Source organism: Streptomyces sp. NPDC051776, from assembly GCF_040681345.1.
Lineage (GTDB): Bacteria > Actinomycetota > Actinomycetes > Streptomycetales > Streptomycetaceae > Streptomyces.
Genome location: NZ_JBFAYQ010000016.1, coordinates 37,170 through 54,177, shown reverse-complemented (window position 1 = coordinate 54,177; position 17,008 = coordinate 37,170). Strand labels below are relative to the sequence as shown.

Sequence of the window (17,008 nt, the reverse complement as noted above, 5' to 3'; positions counted from 1 at the left end):
GCTCACAGCTCGTGGCCGAGGACCCCGGCGAGGGCCCTCAGCAGGTCGTAGGCGGCGTCGGGAATGACCGTGCCGGGCGGGAAGACGGCGGCGGCGCCCATCTCCTTCAGCGTCTCGACGTCCTGGGGCGGAATGACACCGCCGACGACGATGGTGATGTCCTCGCGATCCTGGGCTGCGAGTTCCTCGCGCAGCGCGGGCACCAGCGTCAGGTGACCGGCGGCCAGCGAGGAGACCCCGACGATGTGCACGTCGGCCTCCACCGCCTGGCGGGCGACCTCGGCCGGCGTCTGGAACAGCGGGCCGACGTCGACGTCGAAGCCGAGGTCCGCGAAGGCGGTGGCGATCACCTTCTGGCCGCGGTCGTGCCCGTCCTGGCCCATCTTGGCGACCAGGATGCGCGGACGGCGGCCCTCCTCGCGCTCGAAGGCCTCGACCAGTCCGCGGGTACGCTCCACGCCGGACGACGGCCCGGCTTCCTCCCTGTACACACCGGAGATGGTACGGATCTGACCGGAGTGCCGTCCGTACACCTTCTCCAGGGAGTCCGAGATCTCGCCCACGGTCGCCTTGGCGCGGGCGGCGTCGACGGCCAGCGCGAGCAGATTGCCCTCCAGCCCGGCGCCGGGACCGGACTCGGCGGCCCGGGTCAGCGCGTGCAGCGCAGTCCGGCACACGTCCTCGTCGCGCTCGGCGCGCAGCCGCTTCAGCTTCTCGATCTGCTGGGCGCGGACCGAGGAGTTGTCGACCTTGAGGACCTCGATCTCCTCGTCCCCGCCGACCCGGTACTTGTTGACCCCGATGACCGGCTGCCGCCCGGAGTCGATACGTGCCTGGGTGCGGGCCGCCGCCTCCTCCACGCGCATCTTGGGGATGCCCGCGTCGATGGCCTTGGCCATGCCGCCGGCCGCCTCGACCTCCTCGATGTGCTGCCACGCCCGCCGCGCCAGGTCGTGGGTGAGCCGCTCGACGTAGGCGCTGCCGCCCCACGGGTCGATGACCCGGCAGGTGCCCGACTCCTGCTGGAGGAGGAGCTGGGTGTTGCGGGCGATCCGGGCGGAGAAGTCGGTCGGCAGCGCCAGGGCCTCGTCGAGGGCGTTGGTGTGCAGGGACTGGGTGTGGCCCTGGGTTGCGGCCATGGCCTCGACGCAGGTGCGCGCCACGTTGTTGAAGACGTCCTGCGCGGTGAGCGACCAGCCGGAGGTCTGCGAATGGGTGCGCAACGACAGCGACTTGGCGTTCTGCGGCTCGAAGCGCTTGACCAGCTTGGCCCAGAGCAGCCGCGCCGCGCGCAGCTTGGCGACCTCCATGAAGAAGTTCATGCCGATCGCCCAGAAGAAGGAGAGCCGGGGGGCGAACGCGTCCACGTCAAGCCCCGCCTCGCGTCCGGCCCGCAGGTACTCGACGCCGTCGGCGAGCGTGTACGCCAGCTCCAGGTCAGCCGTGGCCCCGGCCTCCTGAATGTGGTAGCCGGAGATGGAGATGGAGTTGTACCGCGGCATCTTCTGCGAGGTGAAGGCGAAGATGTCGGAGATGATCCGCATCGAGGGCTGCGGCGGATAGATGTAGGTGTTGCGGACCATGAACTCCTTGAGGATGTCGTTCTGAATGGTCCCGGCCAGCTTCTCGGGCGGTACGCCCTGCTCCTCCGCTGCGACGATGTAGAGCGCGAGCACGGGCAGCACCGCGCCGTTCATCGTCATCGACACGCTCATCCGGTCCAGCGGGATGCCGTCGAAGAGCTGCCGCATGTCGTAGATCGAGTCGATGGCCACGCCTGCCATGCCGACGTCACCGGTCACGCGCGGGTGGTCGCTGTCGTAGCCGCGGTGGGTGGGCAGGTCGAAGGCGACCGACAGGCCCTTCTGGCCGGCCGCGAGGTTGCGGCGGTAGAAGGCGTTGGACTCCTCGGCCGTGGAGAAGCCGGCGTACTGCCGCACCGTCCAGGGCTGGTTGACGTACATCGTGGGGTAGGGGCCGCGCAGGTACGGGGCGATGCCCGGGTACGTCCCCAGGAAGTCCAGGCCGTCGAGATCCTCGGAGGTGTAGAGCGGCTTGACGCCGATGCCCTCAGGGGTGTCCCAGACCAGGTCGTCGTCCGCCTTGCCGGTGGACTCCTTCAGTGCGGCGCGCCACTGGTCGCCGGTGACGGCCGGGGCGTCCCCGGCCGGGTCGAGGTCGACGCCGGTGAAGTCGGGGATCGTCGCGGGCTCGCCCGCCTTGCCGTGCATCACGCCACTCCCATGTCGTCGAGGGCCGCGGTCAGGGCCGCGACCGCGTCGGCGCCCGCGTACAGGAACGTCCCGATCCCGGCCGCCTCGTAGGCGGACCGCTTCTCCCCCGGCCTTCCTGCCAGGTGGATGCGGGTCGCACCGGCGGCCGTGAGCTCGGCCGCGGCCTTCTCGGCCTGCTCCGCGTACACCGCGTCGCTGGAGCAGAGGCAGACGGCCGCGGCGCCGCTGGCGGCGAAGGACTCGGCGAGCGGGCGGCCGTCCTCGGCGGGGACGGCCTCGATGCCGCCCGCCTGGAAGAAGTTGGCGGCGAAGGTCGCGCGCGCGGTGTACGCGGCGGGGGAACCCAGGTTCGCCAGGAACACCCTGGGCCGGGCACCGGTCGCCGTCAGATGCGCGTCGGAGCGGGCCCGCAGCGCCTCGTACGCCTCGTCGCGGCGCACGACGGGCAGACCGCCGGACGGGCGCGCGGGCGCGGGCTCGCGCTCCACCGGCTGCTCGGCCAGGAGCGGGAACTCGCTGACACCGGTGACCGGTTCGCGGCGGTGGGCCAGGTCCTCGGAGCGCCGCTGCCACGTGGCGCCGATCCGCTCGGCGATGAGACCGGAGCGCAGGGCGGCGGCCTGGCCGCCCGCTCGCTCGATCTTCTGGAACCACGACCAGGCGGCACGCGCCAGTTCGTCGGTGAGCCGGTCCACATACCAGGATCCGCCCGCCGGGTCGATGACCTGGGCGAGGTGGGACTCCTCCAGCAGGATGGAGGAGGTGTTGCGGGCGATCCGGCGGGCGAAGGCGTCGGGCAGGCCGAGCGCGCTGTCGAAGGGCAGCACGGTGACGGCGTCGGCGCCGCCGACCCCGGCTCCAAGGGTGGCCACGGTGGTGCGGAGCATGTTCACCCATGGGTCCCGACGGGTCATCATCACCGGGGACGTCACGGCGTGCTGGCGCTGCGCGGCAGCGGCCGGACTCACCCCGCACACCTCGGCGACACGGGCCCAGAGACGGCGTGCGGCGCGGAGCTTGGCGATCGTCAGAAACTGGTCGGCTGTCGCCGCGTACCGGAACTCCAGCTGTCCGCAGGCCGCGTCGGCCGACAGCCCGGCCTCCGTCATGTCGCGGAGGTACGCGACGCCGGTCGCCAGGGAGCAGCCCAGCTCCTCGGCGGGCGAGGCCCCGGCCTCGTGGTACGGCAGGGCATCGGCCACCAGGGCCCGTACGCCGGGGTAGTTGTGGTCGCAGCGGCCGGCGAGCGCGGCGGCGGCCGCGGACCGGCGGGCAAGGTCCTCGTCCTCGCCCGTGCGGGCGAAGAGGCCGAGCGGGTCGGCGCCGAGGTGGCCGAGCGCGGCCTGCGGGGCGACGCCCCGGTCGTCGCAAAGCCGGAACAGCTCGCGCGCGGCGGGCTCGAAGTCGGCGCCGGGGTCGAGGACCACGGGCGCGAGGTCGAGGTAGACGCCCTCCAGGGCTTCCGGGAGTTCGGCGACGGGCACCCCGGACTCTCCGACGGCCAGCCATACGGAGGTGGCGCCGTTCTCCAGGTCGGCGAGCAGCGCCTCATTGGACCGCTTGGCGTCCGGATGCGTGTGGCGCTGGCGCACCTCCCACCCGGAGACCGCGGTGCCCCCGGCCCTGCCGCCCCGGATGAACGGCGGGAAGCCCGGGTAACCGGAGTCGGCGACGCCGTCCTCCGCGGTGTAGAGCGGGCGGGTGGTGAGCCCGTCCTCGAGCTCGGTGGAGAGGGCGTCCTCTGCGGCGGTGTCCGGGACGTCCGCACCCGACTTGCGCAGCACGCCTTCCACGAGGCTCTGCCACTGCTTACGGGGCGCGTCCGGGAACTCGGCGGCCAGGGACAGCCCGTCGTCAGGCAGGACCGTCATAGGGGGAAGGCTAGGGGAGTTCGGCCCCCCGGCAGCAGGTCACACGGCTGTGACCTTGCCCTCGTTCGATGGTCGGACCACCCGTACGGCAGACTCGGCGCGTGCGAAAGATCCTCGTCATCGGTATCGGAGCAGGCGACCCCGACCATCTGACCCTGCAGGCCGTAAAAGCAATCGAAACGGCCGATGTCTTCTTCATTCTCGACAAGGGCCGGGAGAAGGCGGATCTGGTGGAGCTGCGCCAGGAGATCCTGTCCCGCCACGCCGGGGACCGACCGTACCGGGTGGTGGCCGCTGCCGATCCGGAACGCGATCGCAGCGCCCCGCCTCCCGCGTACGCGCCCGCCGTCGACGACTGGCGCAGGCGCCGGGCGGACATCTGCGAGGCGCTGATCCGCGACGCGTTGAAGGACGGGGAGCGCGGGGCGTTCCTCGTGTGGGGCGACCCGGCGCTGTACGACAGCACGATCGCGATCATGGACGACATCCAGGCCCGGGGCGCGGTGTCGTTCGACTACGAGGTCCTCCCCGGCATCAGCAGCGTCTCGGCCCTGGCGGCCCGTCACCGCACCGGCCTGAACCGGGTGGGCCGCCCGGTGCGCATCACCACGGGGCGCAGACTCGCGGAGGAGGGCTTCCCCGAGGACGCCGACGACGTGGTGGTGATGCTCGACGCCCACCAGGGCTATCTCGGCCTGCGGGACGAGGATCTGCAGATCCACTGGGGCGCGTACGTGGGGACCCCGGACGAGATTCTGGTCGCGGGCCCGCTGACGGAGGTCGCGGACCGTATCTCCGAGGCACGGTCGGAGGCGAGGAACCGCAAGGGCTGGATCATGGACACCTATCTGCTGCGCCGGCGTCGGTAGGGCGGGGATTGCGGCCCGTACACCGCAGCCTGGCCTTTCTTGACTCCGGCTCCGTTGCGGAAGTTAATGCAGACATGAGGACCAGAGGTGACGAGCAGCCGCTGACCATCGGCGAGCTCGCCGAACTGTTCGGGCTCCGCCCCCACGAGCTGCGGCACTGGGAGGCGACCGGCCTGCTGGAGCCGGCGCACCGGGTGGGCCGCCGTCGCCGGTACACCCAGGAGCATGTCGCCAAGGTGGCGACGATTGTCCGCTGGAAGGCCGCGGGCTTCAACCTGGAGCAGTTGCGGGCGGTTCTCGATGCGCGCAGCGCGGACGATCGCCATGAGCTGCTGCGCCGCCACCACCGGGAGCTGGAGGACCGGATCCGGCAGGTCGAGGCGTCCAAGGCGCTGATCGAGCACGCCCTGGAATGCGGGGCCGAGGACTTCACCGAGTGCTCGGAGTTCCGTCGGCTGGTCGAGCGAATGTGACGATTTCGGGTATACCTCACGAAACAGGTGATTGACGACGCACGAGTGATGGCGAGGTCGCGATGACCGGTATCCAGAACCAGGCGTACGAGGCCACCCCCGCAGGCCAGGGCGGAAACTCCACCTCCCGGAGCCCCGGCAAGACGTCCTTCGACAACATCTACGACCTGCCCGATCCTCGTGCCTACTTTCGGACGCTGAGGCCTCTCGAGTACCAGATCCCGCACCACGCCCAGCACGTCTTCCGCAGGCTTCTCGCCGCCCACACCCCCGTCACGGGACGTGACGGACCGGTGACCGTCCTCGACCTCTGCTGCTCGTACGGCATCAACGCCGCGCTCCTCAACCACGACGTGACGCTCGGCGACCTGTACGAGCGCTACACCAATGACCGCAGATCGCGCCTGAGCACCGCCCGGCTCGCCGAGGAGGACCGGGCGTTCTACGGCGCCCGGCGCCTGCCGCACACCGCCCGCGTGACCGGCCTGGACGCGGCGCGCAACGCCGTCGCGTACGGGCGGGCTTCCGGACTGATGAGCGACGGCTTCGGGGAGGACCTGGAGCACGACGAGCCCAGCCGGAATCTGATCCGTGCGCTGGAACCCGTCCGACTGATCACGGTGACGGGCGGTATCGGCTACATCACCAGCCGCACCTTCGAGCGGCTCCTCCCGCACATGGCCGGGCCGGTATGGGTGGCCGCGTTCGTGCTCCGCACCATCTCCTACGGTCCCATCGTCGACGCCCTGGCCGGCGCCGGGCTCGTCACCCAGAAGGCCACCTCGCGGACCTTTCCGCAGCGCCGCTTCAGCAGCCCGGACGAACAGCGAAGCGCCGTCGAGGCGATCGAGGCCGCCGGCCTCTCGCCCGCGGGGAAGGAGAGCGCCGGCTACTACCACGCCGACCTGTATCTCTCGCGGCCCACGGCGCACGCGGCCGCTTTCCCGGTCTCCGATCTGCTGGAGGGGGGCTGACGGCGTGCCGCGGGGGGCGCGGGACGGGGTGCCGCGGGAGGCACGGCGGACCTGGGCCTGGGAGGTGGGTGAACCGGGCCCGGTCGCGTCCGGCCCTCTGCGGCGCCGCGAGCGCACCGTCGCCGACCCGGGCCCGTACGAGCTGCTGCTCGAGGTGGCCGTCTGCGGCGTCTGCCGTACGGACCTGCACCTGGCGGAGGGTGATCTGCCGCCCCGCAGGCCGGGCTGCATCCCGGGCCACCAGGTGGTGGGACGCGTCGCGGCCGCCGGTTCCGCGGTCCGGGACGTCTCCGCCGGAGACCGTGTGGGTGCCGCCTGGCTCGCGGGCACCTGCGGCGCATGCCGCTTCTGCCGGTCCGGCCGGGAGAATCTGTGCCCGGACTCGCGCTACACGGGCTGGGACATCGACGGCGGCTACGCGGGGCTCACGCTCGTCGACGCGCGCTACGTCTACCGGCTGCCCGAAGGCTGGGGCGACGATGAGGTCGCCCCGCTGCTGTGCGCGGGGATCATCGGCTACCGCGCCCTGCAGCGCGCGGAGTTGCCGCAGGGCGGGCGGCTCGGCGTGTACGGGTTCGGGGCGTCGGCACATCTGACCGCACAGCTCGCCGTCGCCCGCGGCGCGACCGTGCACGTCGTCACCCGTTCCCCCGCGGCACGGCTACTGGCGCGCGACCTGGGGGCGGCCTCCGCCGGGTCCGGCCCGCCTCCCGAACCGCTGGACGCCGCGATTCTCTTCGCTCCGGCGGGGGATCTCGTACCGGTCGCGCTGGAGGCCCTGGACCGTGGAGGGACCCTCTCCGTCGCCGGGGTGCATCTGACCGCCATCCCGCAACTGGACTACGAGCGGCATCTCTTCCAGGAGCGGACCGTGCGCAGCGTCACCGCGAACACCCGTGAGGACGGCCGGGCCCTGCTGGCCGAGGCGGCCCGGCTGCGTCCCACGGTGCGGCTCTCCCGCTACCCGATGGACCGGGCGGACGAGGCGCTGGCCGATCTCGCGGCGGGACGGGTCACCGGCGTGGCCGTCCTGATCGCCTGAAGCGGCCGTACGAAGCAACCGCCCCTGAACACAGAGCCGCTGACGGCCTTTCCGCGGGAGACCGCTGCCGCGCACACCTCCCCGGCGTCCGGCAACTGCCGGTTAAGTTGCCCTGCTCAACTACGGTCCGGAACCGGGCTGGTGCCCTCCGTTCCTGCCATGGCAAGATGCTCTACGCGGGTTGGTACGACTTAACTGGCCGTGAATCACAGGCAGTAGAAGCTGGGAGAAGGTGAAGATGCCGGTGGGGGAAGGCGCATCGCCGAGGGCTGCGGGGTCTCCGCTCGCCCGCCGGCTCAACTACCTGTTCACCAACATGCATCCACCGGGGTCCCCGTACACCAACGCATATGTGGCCGAGGAGATCAGCCACGGCAGCGAGTACGGCGGCGTCACGCTCACCGAGCAGTATCTGTCGATGCTGCGCAATGCCAAGCGGGCCAATCCGAGCCCCGAAGTCCTGCGCGCGCTCGCCAAGTTCTTCGCCGTGCCGGTCGGATATCTGCTCGGTGATCTGTCGGAGTCCCAGGCCGAACGCGTCGAGGAAGAGGTCCAGTTCCTCGTCGCCATGCGCGACCAGCGGGTGCGCGCCATAGCGCTGCGCTCGGTGGGTCTGCCGCCCGAGGTGCAGGACAGCCTGACCGACATCATCAGCCAGTTCCGGCGGCAGATGAACCTTCCGGAAGGGCCTCAGGAGTCCGGGGGTGAGGCCTCCCGTGGAGGTCGATGAGGTCGACCGGGCCCGGTCCGGGCTCTTCTACGAGTGGCGGCGAATCGGCGACGAGGACGGTGCGGGTGTGCGAGTCGGAGGAATGCGCAGACGGTGCAAGCAGCTCATCAAGGAGCTGGGGCTGCCTGCTTCCACCGATCTGCAGGGGCTCTGCGATGTCGTCGCCCGCCGTGTCTCGCGCTCCATCCACCTGGTGCCGATGAGCCTGGAGGGTGTGGTCTCCGGTATGACGGCCACCACCGACGACGGCTACTGGATCTTCTACGAGCTCAAGACCTCGCCCTGGCACCAGGTCCACATCGTGCTCCATGAGATCGGTCATCTTCTGCTCGGCCACGAGCAGGACCCCGCCGTCACGGAGGACGCCCTGCGCGTCTGGACGCCCACGGTCGACGTGGCGACGGCGATGCGCCGCATGGGACTGACCATGGGCTTCGCACGGCACCACTGCTACGACAACGTCACCGAGCGGGAGACCGAGGTCCTGGGCACCCTGCTGATGGAGCACGTGGTGCCCTCGTCCGTGGACGAAGGCCCCCCGCTGCGGGGCCAGGCGGCCGAACTCGCGGCCCAGCTCGGCCCGGCGCTCCAGCACGTACGCCGCAGGAGCGGCGCAGGCGCGTGCGAGGACAGCGGCGCGGACAGGGGCGACCGCCCCGGGCCCACCGGCGACACGCCGCCCGGCGAGGGCGGGGACGCCCGTGTTTGACGTCATCTACCTCTGCTTCGGCGCCGCCGCGTGGGCCATCGTCGCGTACAAGACGCGGGCCTGGCTGCGCGACCGGAGGAATGCCGACCTCGGGCTCACCTGCGTCATGACCGCCGGTGTGGCGACGGTCTTCCTGCTGTCCGCGCCCAGCGTGTACCGCGGCTTCGACCGTCTGACCGGGGTGGCCAACCTGGCGATGGTGTTCCTCTACTCGGCCGTGGTGCAGTTCGCCATGGGCGCCCTGGTGCTGCTGCTCCGCTGGACCGGCGGCACGAGCGAGGAGGAGCGCACCCGTACGGCCCGGCGGGCGTGGACGGTGGTGACCGTCGTGGGCGCGGTATGGACCGTGGCGGTCGTCTGCTTCGCCGTCGGCCGCCCGGACGCCGTCGAGCACCCGCGCGACTTCAGCACGGCCTACGCGGACGCGCCCGGAGTCGTCACCTTCCTGGTGCTGTATCTGGCCATCTTCGGGACCGGCCTGGCGGCGCTGGGCGTCCTCTGCCCCCGCTACGCGGGACGGCTGGACGGCTCCTGGCTCGCCCGCGGTCTGCGGGTGATCGCGGCCGGGTGCTGGCTCGGCCTGCTGTACTGCGCCTGCAAGGTGACCGGGTTCGCCTTCTCCTGGGCGGGCCGGGAACTGTACTGGCTCTCCAACGGCATCGCGCCGATGAGCGCTTCCGTCGCCGCGCTGCTGGTCCTCGCCGGGTTCGCGCTGCCCGCGGTCGGCCCCCGGGTGTCGGCCTGGCGCAGACTGCGCCGGCTGGAACCGCTGTGGCGGGCGGTCACCGCGGACGCCCCCGAGGTGACGATGGGGCACCGCTCCTGGCCGGCGCTGTGGTCCTTCACCGATGTGGAGTGGCGGGCCAACCGGCAGATGGCCGAGATCCGCGACGTCCAGCGCGGCATCCGGCGCTACGTCGAGGCGGACGCCCTCGGCCTGGCACGGGCCAAGGGCACGGAGGCGGGGCTCGACGAGCGTCGTCTCACCGCACTGGTCGAGGCGGCGGCACTCCGCCGGGGCCTGCAGAACCAGGCCGTGGGACACGTACCGGCGCACAGCGCGGACAGCGTCGTGGTGACCATGGGCGCCGATCCGGCCGAGGAACACGAGCATTTGGCGCTCGTCGCGGACGTCTACCGCCTGCCCGTGGTGGACGACGTCCTCGACACACTGCGAGAACGGAGCGCGGCAGCGCCGCAATGACCGCGGCGCCCCGAGCGAGGTGGCCCTGGACGGGGGTCTGGGCCACCTACGACACGGGCGGCGTCGGGGAGGGAAGGATCCCCGGCGCCGCTCCTGCGACCGGATCACTAGAGTCGCTGTCCATGCAGAACACCGCCGAGTCCGGCTCCACACCCCCCAATACACCGGCCGGGGACGCACCGGCCGCCGACGCCGCCGCGCTGCTGGCCGACCCGTACGCCGAGTACGACCGGCTCCGGAAGGCCGGGCCCGTGCACCGGATCACCGGCACCGACGGGCGGCCGGCGTGGCTGGTGACGCGCTACGAGGACGTACGTCAGGCACTGGCCGATCCGCGGCTCTCGCTCGACAAGAAGAACGGAGTGGTCGGCAACTACAGCGGGTTGCGGCTTCCGCCGGCCCTCGACGCGAACCTCGGCAACATGGACCCCCCGGACCACACGCGGGTGCGCCGCCTGGTCGCGAAGGCGTTCACGCCGCGCCGCATCGAGCAACTCCGCGAACCGGTACGGCAGGTGGCCGACGGACTCCTCGACGCCATCGCGGACGAGGGCCGCGCCGACCTCATCGCGTCCTTCGCCGCGCCCCTGCCGATCACCGTGATCTGCGATCTGCTGGGCATTCCCGCGAGCAACCGGCCTGACTTCCGCGCCTGGACCGACGCCCTCATCGCGCCCGATCCCGCGCGGCCCGAACTGGCCCGGGCGGCCGCGGGCAACATGCTCCGCTTCTACACCGAGCTCATTGCGGCCAAGCGAACGGAGCCCGGCGACGACCTGCTGTCGGACCTGGTGCGCCTGCGCGACGAAGGCGGAGACGACCGGCTCTCCGAGGACGAACTGACCTCCCTGGCCTTCATCATCCACTTCGGTGGCTACGAGAACGTGGTCCATCTGATCGGCAATGCGGTCCTGGCGCTGCTGGACCACCCCGATGTCCTGGAAGAGTTGCGCAGTAATCCGGCCAAGCTCCCGGCCGCGGTGGAGGAGTTCGCCCGCTACGACGCGCCGGCGTCCCTGGCCGTCCGCCGCTTCCCTCTCGAGGATGTCGAAATCGGTGGTGCCACGGTTCCCGCCGGCGAGACCGTGCTGCTCTCCCTGGCGTCCGCCAACCGGGACCCCGAGCAGTTCCCCGATCCGGACCGTTTGGATCCGCACCGCGTCCCTTCCGGACATCTTTCGCTCGGCCACGGCATCCACTACTGCCTGGGTGCGCCCCTGGCCCGGATGGAGACCGAGATCGCCCTCTCCGCACTACTGGGCCGTTTTCCCGACCTCTGCCTGGCCGTTCCACGGGACGAGCTGCGGTGGCGGCCGTCGATCAGGGCGCATGGCTTGATATCGCTCCCAGTTTTCTGCCATCCGGAAAAGCGAACAGGCATTTGATGCATGACCACTCCTCGATGAGGTAGAAAGGTGCTCATGCCCGCCCGGTGTGCATCCCCCGTCGCACCGGGCGGGCCTTCTGCGTTCGCGCCACCGTCGGCGCCGTGAGCGACTCCCGTGGCGCCGTGATGGGTGTGGACGCCTGTCCCACCGGCTGGGTGGGTGTGGTGCTGCGCCAGGGCCGCTTCGCTTCCGCACACGCCGCCCCGGATCTGGACGGCCTCCTCGACCACGGCCGGGGCGCGGCGGTTGTGGGCATCGACATCCCCCTCGGGCTGCTGGACTCCCGCTGGCGGCAGGCGGACCGGCTCGCGGCCGCCCGCCTCGGACCGCAGCGGGCCCGGGTCTTCGCCGTACCGCCCCGCCAGGTATGGGAGGAGGACGACTACGCGGCGGCGAATCACCGCTGCCAGATGGTCACCGGCTCGGGGCTCAGCCGGCAGAGCTGGGGGCTGGTGAAGAAGCTCCGCGAGGCGAACCGGGTGCGGGACGCGGGCGACGAGCGGCTGCACGAGGTGCACCCGGAGATCTCGTTCATGGCGATGGCGGACGGCGCCCCCGTGACCTGGAGCAAGAAGAGCTGGAACGGGCAGCAGGTACGCCGCCGTCTGCTGCGCGCCCACGGCGTCGTCCTTCCCGAGGACCTGGACGCCGCCGGCCGCATTCCCCCCGACGACGTGCTGGACGCCGCGGCCGCCGCATGGAGCGCCCACCGCATCGCGCACGGCACGTCCGAGCGCCTGCCCGACCCGCCCGAACGCACCGCGAGGGGGCTCCCCGTCGCCATCTGGTGGTGACGGGCGGCGGGCGATTCGAGGCCGGATATGGGTACACGTTCACGGACGCAACCTGTCCGTCAACTGCGGCCCACCCCGTCCGCGGCCGGTGCACGGGTGCCGACGCCGTTCGCGGCATCCGCAGACCGGTTGCCCGCTCGCCGCGTCCGCGGGCCTGGGCCGGCGACCGCGGGCGGTACGCCCGTACGCAAGGCGGTGGATCCTGATGCCCGAACTGCCCGATGTCGAAGCGTTCCGCGACGTGCTGGCGTCCTGCGCCGAGGGGCGGCGGATCCGGCACGTCGAGGTGAAGGACAGCGGCGTGCTGCACGGCGTGGGAGCGGAACGCCTGCGGAGCGGGCTGGAGGGCCACCGGTTCGCCGAACCGGAGCGGCACGGCAAGTGGCTGCTCGCCCCCACCGACGGCCCGACCGTGCTGCTGCACTTCGGGATGACCGGGGAGCTCGTGTGCTGCAGCTCCGGAGACCCGCCCCACCCGCACGACCGGGTCGTCTTCACGCTGGGGCGCGACGAGCTTCGCTACCGCGACCAGCGCAAGCTGAAGGGTCTCTGGTACGACGACGGCAGCGGCGCGGCCGTCGACCGCGTCCTCCGCGACCAGGGACCCGACGCGATGACGCTGAGCCGTTCCGGCCTCACGCAGCTGCTGTCCGGACGGCGCGGCCGCGTCAAGACCGCCCTCACCGACCAGTCGCTGGTAGCAGGGCTGGGCAATCTGCTGGCCGACGAGATCCTGTGGCGGGCTCGGGTTCATCCATGGCGCCGGGCGGACCGACTGAGCGACGACGCGTACCGGCGGCTGCACACCGAGATGCGGCGGACGCTGCGCTCAGCGGTGCGCGCCGGACGCGTACCGCCGCGGAGGTCCTGGCTCACGGGCCGTCGCGATGATCGCGACCCGAAGTGTCCGCGCTGCCACGGTCCGCTGCACCGGGGCCGGATCAACGGGCGCAGCACGGTGTGGTGCCCGGACTGCCAGCCCGACAAGGAAGAGAACGACTCTGCGTGAAGAAGAGATGACACAGCGCAACGACTGGAGAGTGGCATGACGCCCGGACCCGCCCGTGTGATCAGCGGTCCGTGGAGACGTCCTCGCGGAGGCCGTCGGAGAACTCCCACCACTCCAGGGGGAGCCAGTCGCCGTTGACGAAGGCGTCGACCGTCGCTCCGCCGCCGCGGATGGCCACCGTGGTCCCCGGCGGGTAGGTGGTGCCGGACAGCCCGAGCACCGGGACCAGCAGGGTCCCGAGGCGCTGTGCCACTTCTCGCCCTCCTTCACCGAATTCTCTGGATGCCGACCGGATATTCATGCCGACTTTACCGGGGTTGTCTGAGTCTCCCCCCGGGGGAATCATGAGAGATAGGTCACGCGGATGGAGCGGCCGTGCCGCCTCGCGCTTTTCGCGCCCGCCAGGGCCGCATTCGACCGTGCCGTTCCCCCGCGGGCAGCAAGAACAGTGCAAGGCCAAGCGGAGGTGGTATCCAATGAAGGCCGTCGTCTACAAAGGACCGTTCAGCGTGGCGGTCGAAGAGGTCGAGAAGCCCCGGCTCCAGCACCCCAACGACGTGATCGTACGGGTCACCTCCACTGCGATCTGCGGCTCCGACCTGCACATGTACGAGGGCCGCACAGCGGCCGAGCCGGGAATCGTGTTCGGCCACGAGAACATGGGAATCATCGAGGAACTCGGCGAGGGCATCACCTCGCTCAAGAAGGGCGACCGTGTGGTCATGCCCTTCAACGTCGCCTGCGGATTCTGCACCAACTGCGTCGAGGGATTCACCGGATTCTGTCAGACCGTCAATCCCGGCTTTGCGGGCGGTGCTTATGGCTATGTGGCCATGGGTCCGTGGCCCGGCGGTCAGGCCGAATACCTCCGGGTTCCCTACGCCGACTTCAACTGCCTGAAGCTTCCGGCGGGGAACGAGCACGACACCGACTTCATGCTGCTGGCCGACATCTTCCCGACCGGCTACCACGGCTGTGAACTCGCCCAGGTTCGCCCGGGCGAGAGCGTCGCGGTGTACGGCGGCGGGCCCGTCGGTCTGATGGCCGCCTACTCGGCGCTGCTGCGCGGCGCGAAGAAGGTGTTCGTGGTGGACCGGGTCCCCGAACGGCTGCAGAAGGCCGAGGAGATCGGCGCCGTTCCGATCAACTTCGCCGAGGGCAGCCCGGTGGAGCAGATCAAGGAACAGACCGAAGGCGTCGGCACCGACAAGGGCGTGGACGCGGTCGGGTACCAGGCGATGGCGCACGGCGCCGAGCGCGAGGAACCCGCGACCGTCCTCAACTCCCTCGTCGGAACGGTGCGGCCGACCGGAGCGCTGGGCATCCCCGGCCTCTACGTCCCGGCCGACCCCGGAGGCCCGGACGAGAGCTCCAAGAAGGGAATGCTCCTGATCTCCATCGGCAAGCTCTTCGAGAAGGGCCTTCGGCTGGGCACCGGTCAGTGCAACGTGAAGCGCTACAACCGGTACCTGCGCGACATGATCATCGAGGGCAGGGCGAAGCCGAGCTTCGTCGTCTCCCACGAACTGCCCCTGGACCAGGCGCCGTCGGCGTACGACAAGTTCGACAAGCGCGTCGAGGGCTACACGAAGGTGATCCTGCACCCGTGACCCCGTAGGGGCCCGCGTTTCGCAGGCCGCGGGGTGAGGGGCCGAGCGCCCCTCACCCCGCGGACGTCATCGGGCAACCGTGTTTCAGCCCCGTACGGTCCTCACGCGTCGTACAGCGCGTCGATCTCCCTGGCGAAGACCTCCTCGATCCTGCCGCGGCGGAGTTTGCGGGACGGCGTCACCAGGCCCGCCTCCTCGGTGAAGGAAGAGGGCAGCACCCGGAACGCCCGGATCGACTCCGCCTTCGAGACCAGGGTGTTGGCGGCCGTCACCGCTCTGCGGATCTCCGCCTCCAGGTCGCCGTCCCCGACTGGGTCCCAGGCGTCGAGCGGCGGCTTGCCGCGCAGCGCAAGCCAGTGCTTGACCGCCTCGTTGTCGAGGGTCACCAGCGCGGCCACGTACGGCCTGTCGTTGCCGACGAGGAGGCAGTGCTCGATCAACGGGTGCTCGCGGACGCGCTGTTCGAGCTGCGAGGGCGAGATGTTGACGCCCCCGGCGGTGATGATGATCTCCTTCTTCCGGCCGGTGATGGTGAGATAGCCGTCGGCGTCGAAGGACCCGATGTCGCCGGTGGCCATCCAGCCGTCCCGCAGGGTGGAGGCGGTGGCCTCGGGGTCGTTCTGGTACTCGGCGAAGACCGTTCCGCCGCGCACGAGGATCTCGCCGTCGTCGGTGATCCGGATGGACGTACCGGGGATGGGCGGGCCCACGGTGCCGAAGCGGACCTTGCCCGGAGGGTTGCAACTCGCGGCCGAGGAGCACTCGGTGAGCCCGTACCCCTCGTAGATCGTCAACCCGGCGCCCGCGTAGAACAACCCCAGACGCCGCCCCATGGTCGAGCCGCCGCTGACCGCGTTGCGCACTCTGCCGCCCATGGCCTCGCGGACCTTGCTGTAGACGAACCTGTCGAAGAAGCGGTGCTGGACGCGCAGTGCGGCGGACGGCCCCGGGCCCGCGTCGAACGCCCGCCGCTCCTGGGCCTCGGCGAAACGGACCGCCACATCGACGGCCTTGCCGAAGACGGCGGCGTTCCCCTCCGCCTCGGCCTTGTTCCGGCCGGCGTTGAAGAACCGCTCGAAGACCTGCGGAACGGCGAGGAGGAAGGTGGGCCGGAAACCGGCGAAGTCCTCGATCAGCGCCTCGGCGGTCATCTCCGGCTGGTGGCCCAGCCGCGCCCGGGCCCGGATCGCGGCCACCTCGACCATACGGCCGAAGACATGGGCGAGGGGGAGGAAGAGCAGCGTCGACGCCTGGACCCCTTCCGGTGCGAAGACCGGGCTCCAGCGCGCGACGAGGTTGTCGGACACGGCCATGAAGTTGGCGTGAGTGAGCACACAGCCGCGGGGTGCACCCGTCGTGCCGGACGTGTAGATGACGGTGGCCACCGAGCCCGGGGTGACCGCGAGCCGCTGCCGGTGCACCATGCTCTCGGGGATGTGCTCGCCCCCTTCGACCAGCTTCTCGACGATCCCGGTGTCGAGTTGCCAGACGCGGGTGAGGGTCGGAACCCGGTCGATGACCGAGCCGAGGGTCATCGCGTGGTCCTCGTGTTCGACGACGATGGCGACGCAGCCCGTGTCGAGCAGGATCCACCCAACCTGCTGGGACGAGGAGGTCGGGTAGATGGGGACCGGCTGGGCTCCGATGCTCCACAGCGCATAGTCGAAGAGCGTCCATTCGTAGCGGGTGCGGGACATGATGGCCACCCGGTCGCCGAACCGGATGCCGTCCGCGACCAACCCCTTGGCGAGGGCCACGACTTCGTCCCGGAACTCGGCGGCCGATACATCCGTCCACCGTCCGTCCGCCTTCCGCCCGAGCGCCGCCTTGCCGGGAGCCTCGGCGGCATGGTCGAAGACGGTGTCGGCGAGGCCGCCGACGTGGGGTGCGGTGGCCATCGCAGGCGTGGTGAACTCGCGCACGCGCATGCTCCTCGTGGGACTGGGAGCCCGGGGGACGTGCACGCTAGCGTGTGGACGGGTGTGATGAAAGCGCTGCAGCGCGTAGTCGTGCTCCGTTGCGGAATTGTGCTTCCCCACGTCGTACGGCGACCGGCCGAAGCCCCCGTACGGGGCGGCAGTTGGTCGCTGAGCGGCGTGTT

The 17,008-nt window shown here is 71.0% G+C and carries 15 protein-coding genes; 11 read left to right on the top strand and 4 right to left on the bottom strand.

The window, feature by feature from the left end; translation table 11 throughout:
- Positions 1 to 2: 2 nt before the first annotated feature.
- Both scpA and AB0M26_RS15195 read right to left on the bottom strand, forming a co-directional pair.
- The gene (gene scpA / locus AB0M26_RS15200; protein ID WP_365260284.1) at positions 3 to 2,231 is read right to left on the bottom strand and encodes a methylmalonyl-CoA mutase; all 2,229 of its coding nucleotides are present in this window, start codon (positions 2,229 to 2,231) and stop codon (positions 3 to 5) included.
- Positions 2,231 to 4,105 (bottom strand): methylmalonyl-CoA mutase subunit beta, encoded by a 1,875-nt coding sequence (locus AB0M26_RS15195; protein ID WP_365260281.1) that lies wholly within the window; start codon positions 4,103 to 4,105, stop codon positions 2,231 to 2,233. Before AB0M26_RS15195 ends, scpA begins: the two co-directional genes overlap by 1 nt.
- A 101-nt stretch (positions 4,106 to 4,206) precedes the next feature.
- On the opposite strand from AB0M26_RS15195, the gene cobF reads away from it, so the two are divergent.
- The 10 genes from cobF (at position 4,207) to AB0M26_RS15145 (ending at position 13,297) form a co-directional block, all read left to right on the top strand.
- The gene (gene cobF / locus AB0M26_RS15190; protein ID WP_365260278.1) at positions 4,207 to 4,974 is read left to right on the top strand and encodes a precorrin-6A synthase (deacetylating); all 768 of its coding nucleotides are present in this window, start codon (positions 4,207 to 4,209) and stop codon (positions 4,972 to 4,974) included.
- A gap of 74 nt (positions 4,975 to 5,048) precedes the next feature.
- The gene (locus AB0M26_RS15185; protein WP_365260275.1) at positions 5,049 to 5,447 is read left to right on the top strand and encodes a MerR family transcriptional regulator; all 399 of its coding nucleotides are present in this window, start codon (positions 5,049 to 5,051) and stop codon (positions 5,445 to 5,447) included.
- A gap of 62 nt (positions 5,448 to 5,509) precedes the next feature.
- Positions 5,510 to 6,421 (top strand): hypothetical protein, encoded by a 912-nt coding sequence (locus AB0M26_RS15180; RefSeq protein WP_365260272.1) that lies wholly within the window; start codon positions 5,510 to 5,512, stop codon positions 6,419 to 6,421.
- A 4-nt stretch (positions 6,422 to 6,425) separates the two neighbouring features.
- Entirely contained in the window at positions 6,426 to 7,463 is a 1,038-nt protein-coding gene (locus AB0M26_RS15175; protein WP_365260269.1) for a zinc-binding alcohol dehydrogenase family protein, read from the top strand.
- A 244-nt stretch (positions 7,464 to 7,707) separates the two neighbouring features.
- Positions 7,708 to 8,193, top strand: a complete 486-nt coding sequence (locus AB0M26_RS15170) for a helix-turn-helix transcriptional regulator (RefSeq protein WP_365260266.1) — start codon at positions 7,708 to 7,710, stop codon at positions 8,191 to 8,193.
- Between the two features lie 82 nt (positions 8,194 to 8,275).
- The gene (locus AB0M26_RS15165; protein ID WP_365260482.1) at positions 8,276 to 8,902 is read left to right on the top strand and encodes a hypothetical protein; all 627 of its coding nucleotides are present in this window, start codon (positions 8,276 to 8,278) and stop codon (positions 8,900 to 8,902) included.
- Entirely contained in the window at positions 8,895 to 10,106 is a 1,212-nt protein-coding gene (locus AB0M26_RS15160) for an MAB_1171c family putative transporter (RefSeq protein ID WP_365260263.1), read from the top strand. The genes AB0M26_RS15165 and AB0M26_RS15160 overlap by 8 nt, the downstream gene beginning before the upstream one ends.
- A gap of 122 nt (positions 10,107 to 10,228) precedes the next feature.
- The gene (locus AB0M26_RS15155; protein ID WP_365260260.1) at positions 10,229 to 11,491 is read left to right on the top strand and encodes a cytochrome P450; all 1,263 of its coding nucleotides are present in this window, start codon (positions 10,229 to 10,231) and stop codon (positions 11,489 to 11,491) included.
- Positions 11,492 to 11,595: 104 nt separating this feature from the next.
- Positions 11,596 to 12,288 (top strand): DUF429 domain-containing protein, encoded by a 693-nt coding sequence (locus AB0M26_RS15150; RefSeq protein WP_365260257.1) that lies wholly within the window; start codon positions 11,596 to 11,598, stop codon positions 12,286 to 12,288.
- Positions 12,289 to 12,493: 205 nt separating this feature from the next.
- Positions 12,494 to 13,297, top strand: a complete 804-nt coding sequence (locus AB0M26_RS15145; RefSeq protein WP_365260254.1) for a DNA-formamidopyrimidine glycosylase family protein — start codon at positions 12,494 to 12,496, stop codon at positions 13,295 to 13,297.
- Between the two features lie 61 nt (positions 13,298 to 13,358).
- Here AB0M26_RS15145 and AB0M26_RS15140 read toward each other — a convergent pair whose 3' ends face one another.
- Positions 13,359 to 13,550: a hypothetical protein gene (locus AB0M26_RS15140; RefSeq protein WP_365260251.1), complete on the bottom strand. Its 192-nt coding sequence runs from the start codon at positions 13,548 to 13,550 to the stop codon at positions 13,359 to 13,361.
- Positions 13,551 to 13,773: 223 nt separating this feature from the next.
- On the opposite strand from AB0M26_RS15140, the gene AB0M26_RS15135 reads away from it, so the two are divergent.
- On the top strand, positions 13,774 to 14,907 hold the full coding sequence (locus tag AB0M26_RS15135) for a glutathione-independent formaldehyde dehydrogenase (RefSeq protein WP_365260248.1): 1,134 nt from the start codon (positions 13,774 to 13,776) through the stop codon (positions 14,905 to 14,907).
- A gap of 101 nt (positions 14,908 to 15,008) precedes the next feature.
- Here AB0M26_RS15135 and AB0M26_RS15130 read toward each other — a convergent pair whose 3' ends face one another.
- Complete coding sequence (locus AB0M26_RS15130) at positions 15,009 to 16,829, bottom strand: AMP-dependent synthetase/ligase (RefSeq protein ID WP_365260245.1); 1,821 nt, start codon at positions 16,827 to 16,829, stop codon at positions 15,009 to 15,011.
- Positions 16,830 to 17,008 lie beyond the last annotated feature (179 nt).

Coding starts and splice junctions, on each gene's coding strand:
- scpA (WP_365260284.1), bottom strand. CDS start 2,231: ATGCACGGCAAGGCGGGCGAGCCCGCGACGATCCCCGACTTCACCGGC.
- AB0M26_RS15195 (WP_365260281.1), bottom strand. CDS start 4,105: ATGACGGTCCTGCCTGACGACGGGCTGTCCCTGGCCGCCGAGTTCCCG.
- AB0M26_RS15185 (WP_365260275.1), top strand. CDS start 5,049: ATGAGGACCAGAGGTGACGAGCAGCCGCTGACCATCGGCGAGCTCGCC.
- AB0M26_RS15180 (WP_365260272.1), top strand. CDS start 5,510: ATGACCGGTATCCAGAACCAGGCGTACGAGGCCACCCCCGCAGGCCAG.
- AB0M26_RS15165 (WP_365260482.1), top strand. CDS start 8,276: ATGCGCAGACGGTGCAAGCAGCTCATCAAGGAGCTGGGGCTGCCTGCT.
- AB0M26_RS15155 (WP_365260260.1), top strand. CDS start 10,229: ATGCAGAACACCGCCGAGTCCGGCTCCACACCCCCCAATACACCGGCC.
- AB0M26_RS15145 (WP_365260254.1), top strand. CDS start 12,494: ATGCCCGAACTGCCCGATGTCGAAGCGTTCCGCGACGTGCTGGCGTCC.
- AB0M26_RS15135 (WP_365260248.1), top strand. CDS start 13,774: ATGAAGGCCGTCGTCTACAAAGGACCGTTCAGCGTGGCGGTCGAAGAG.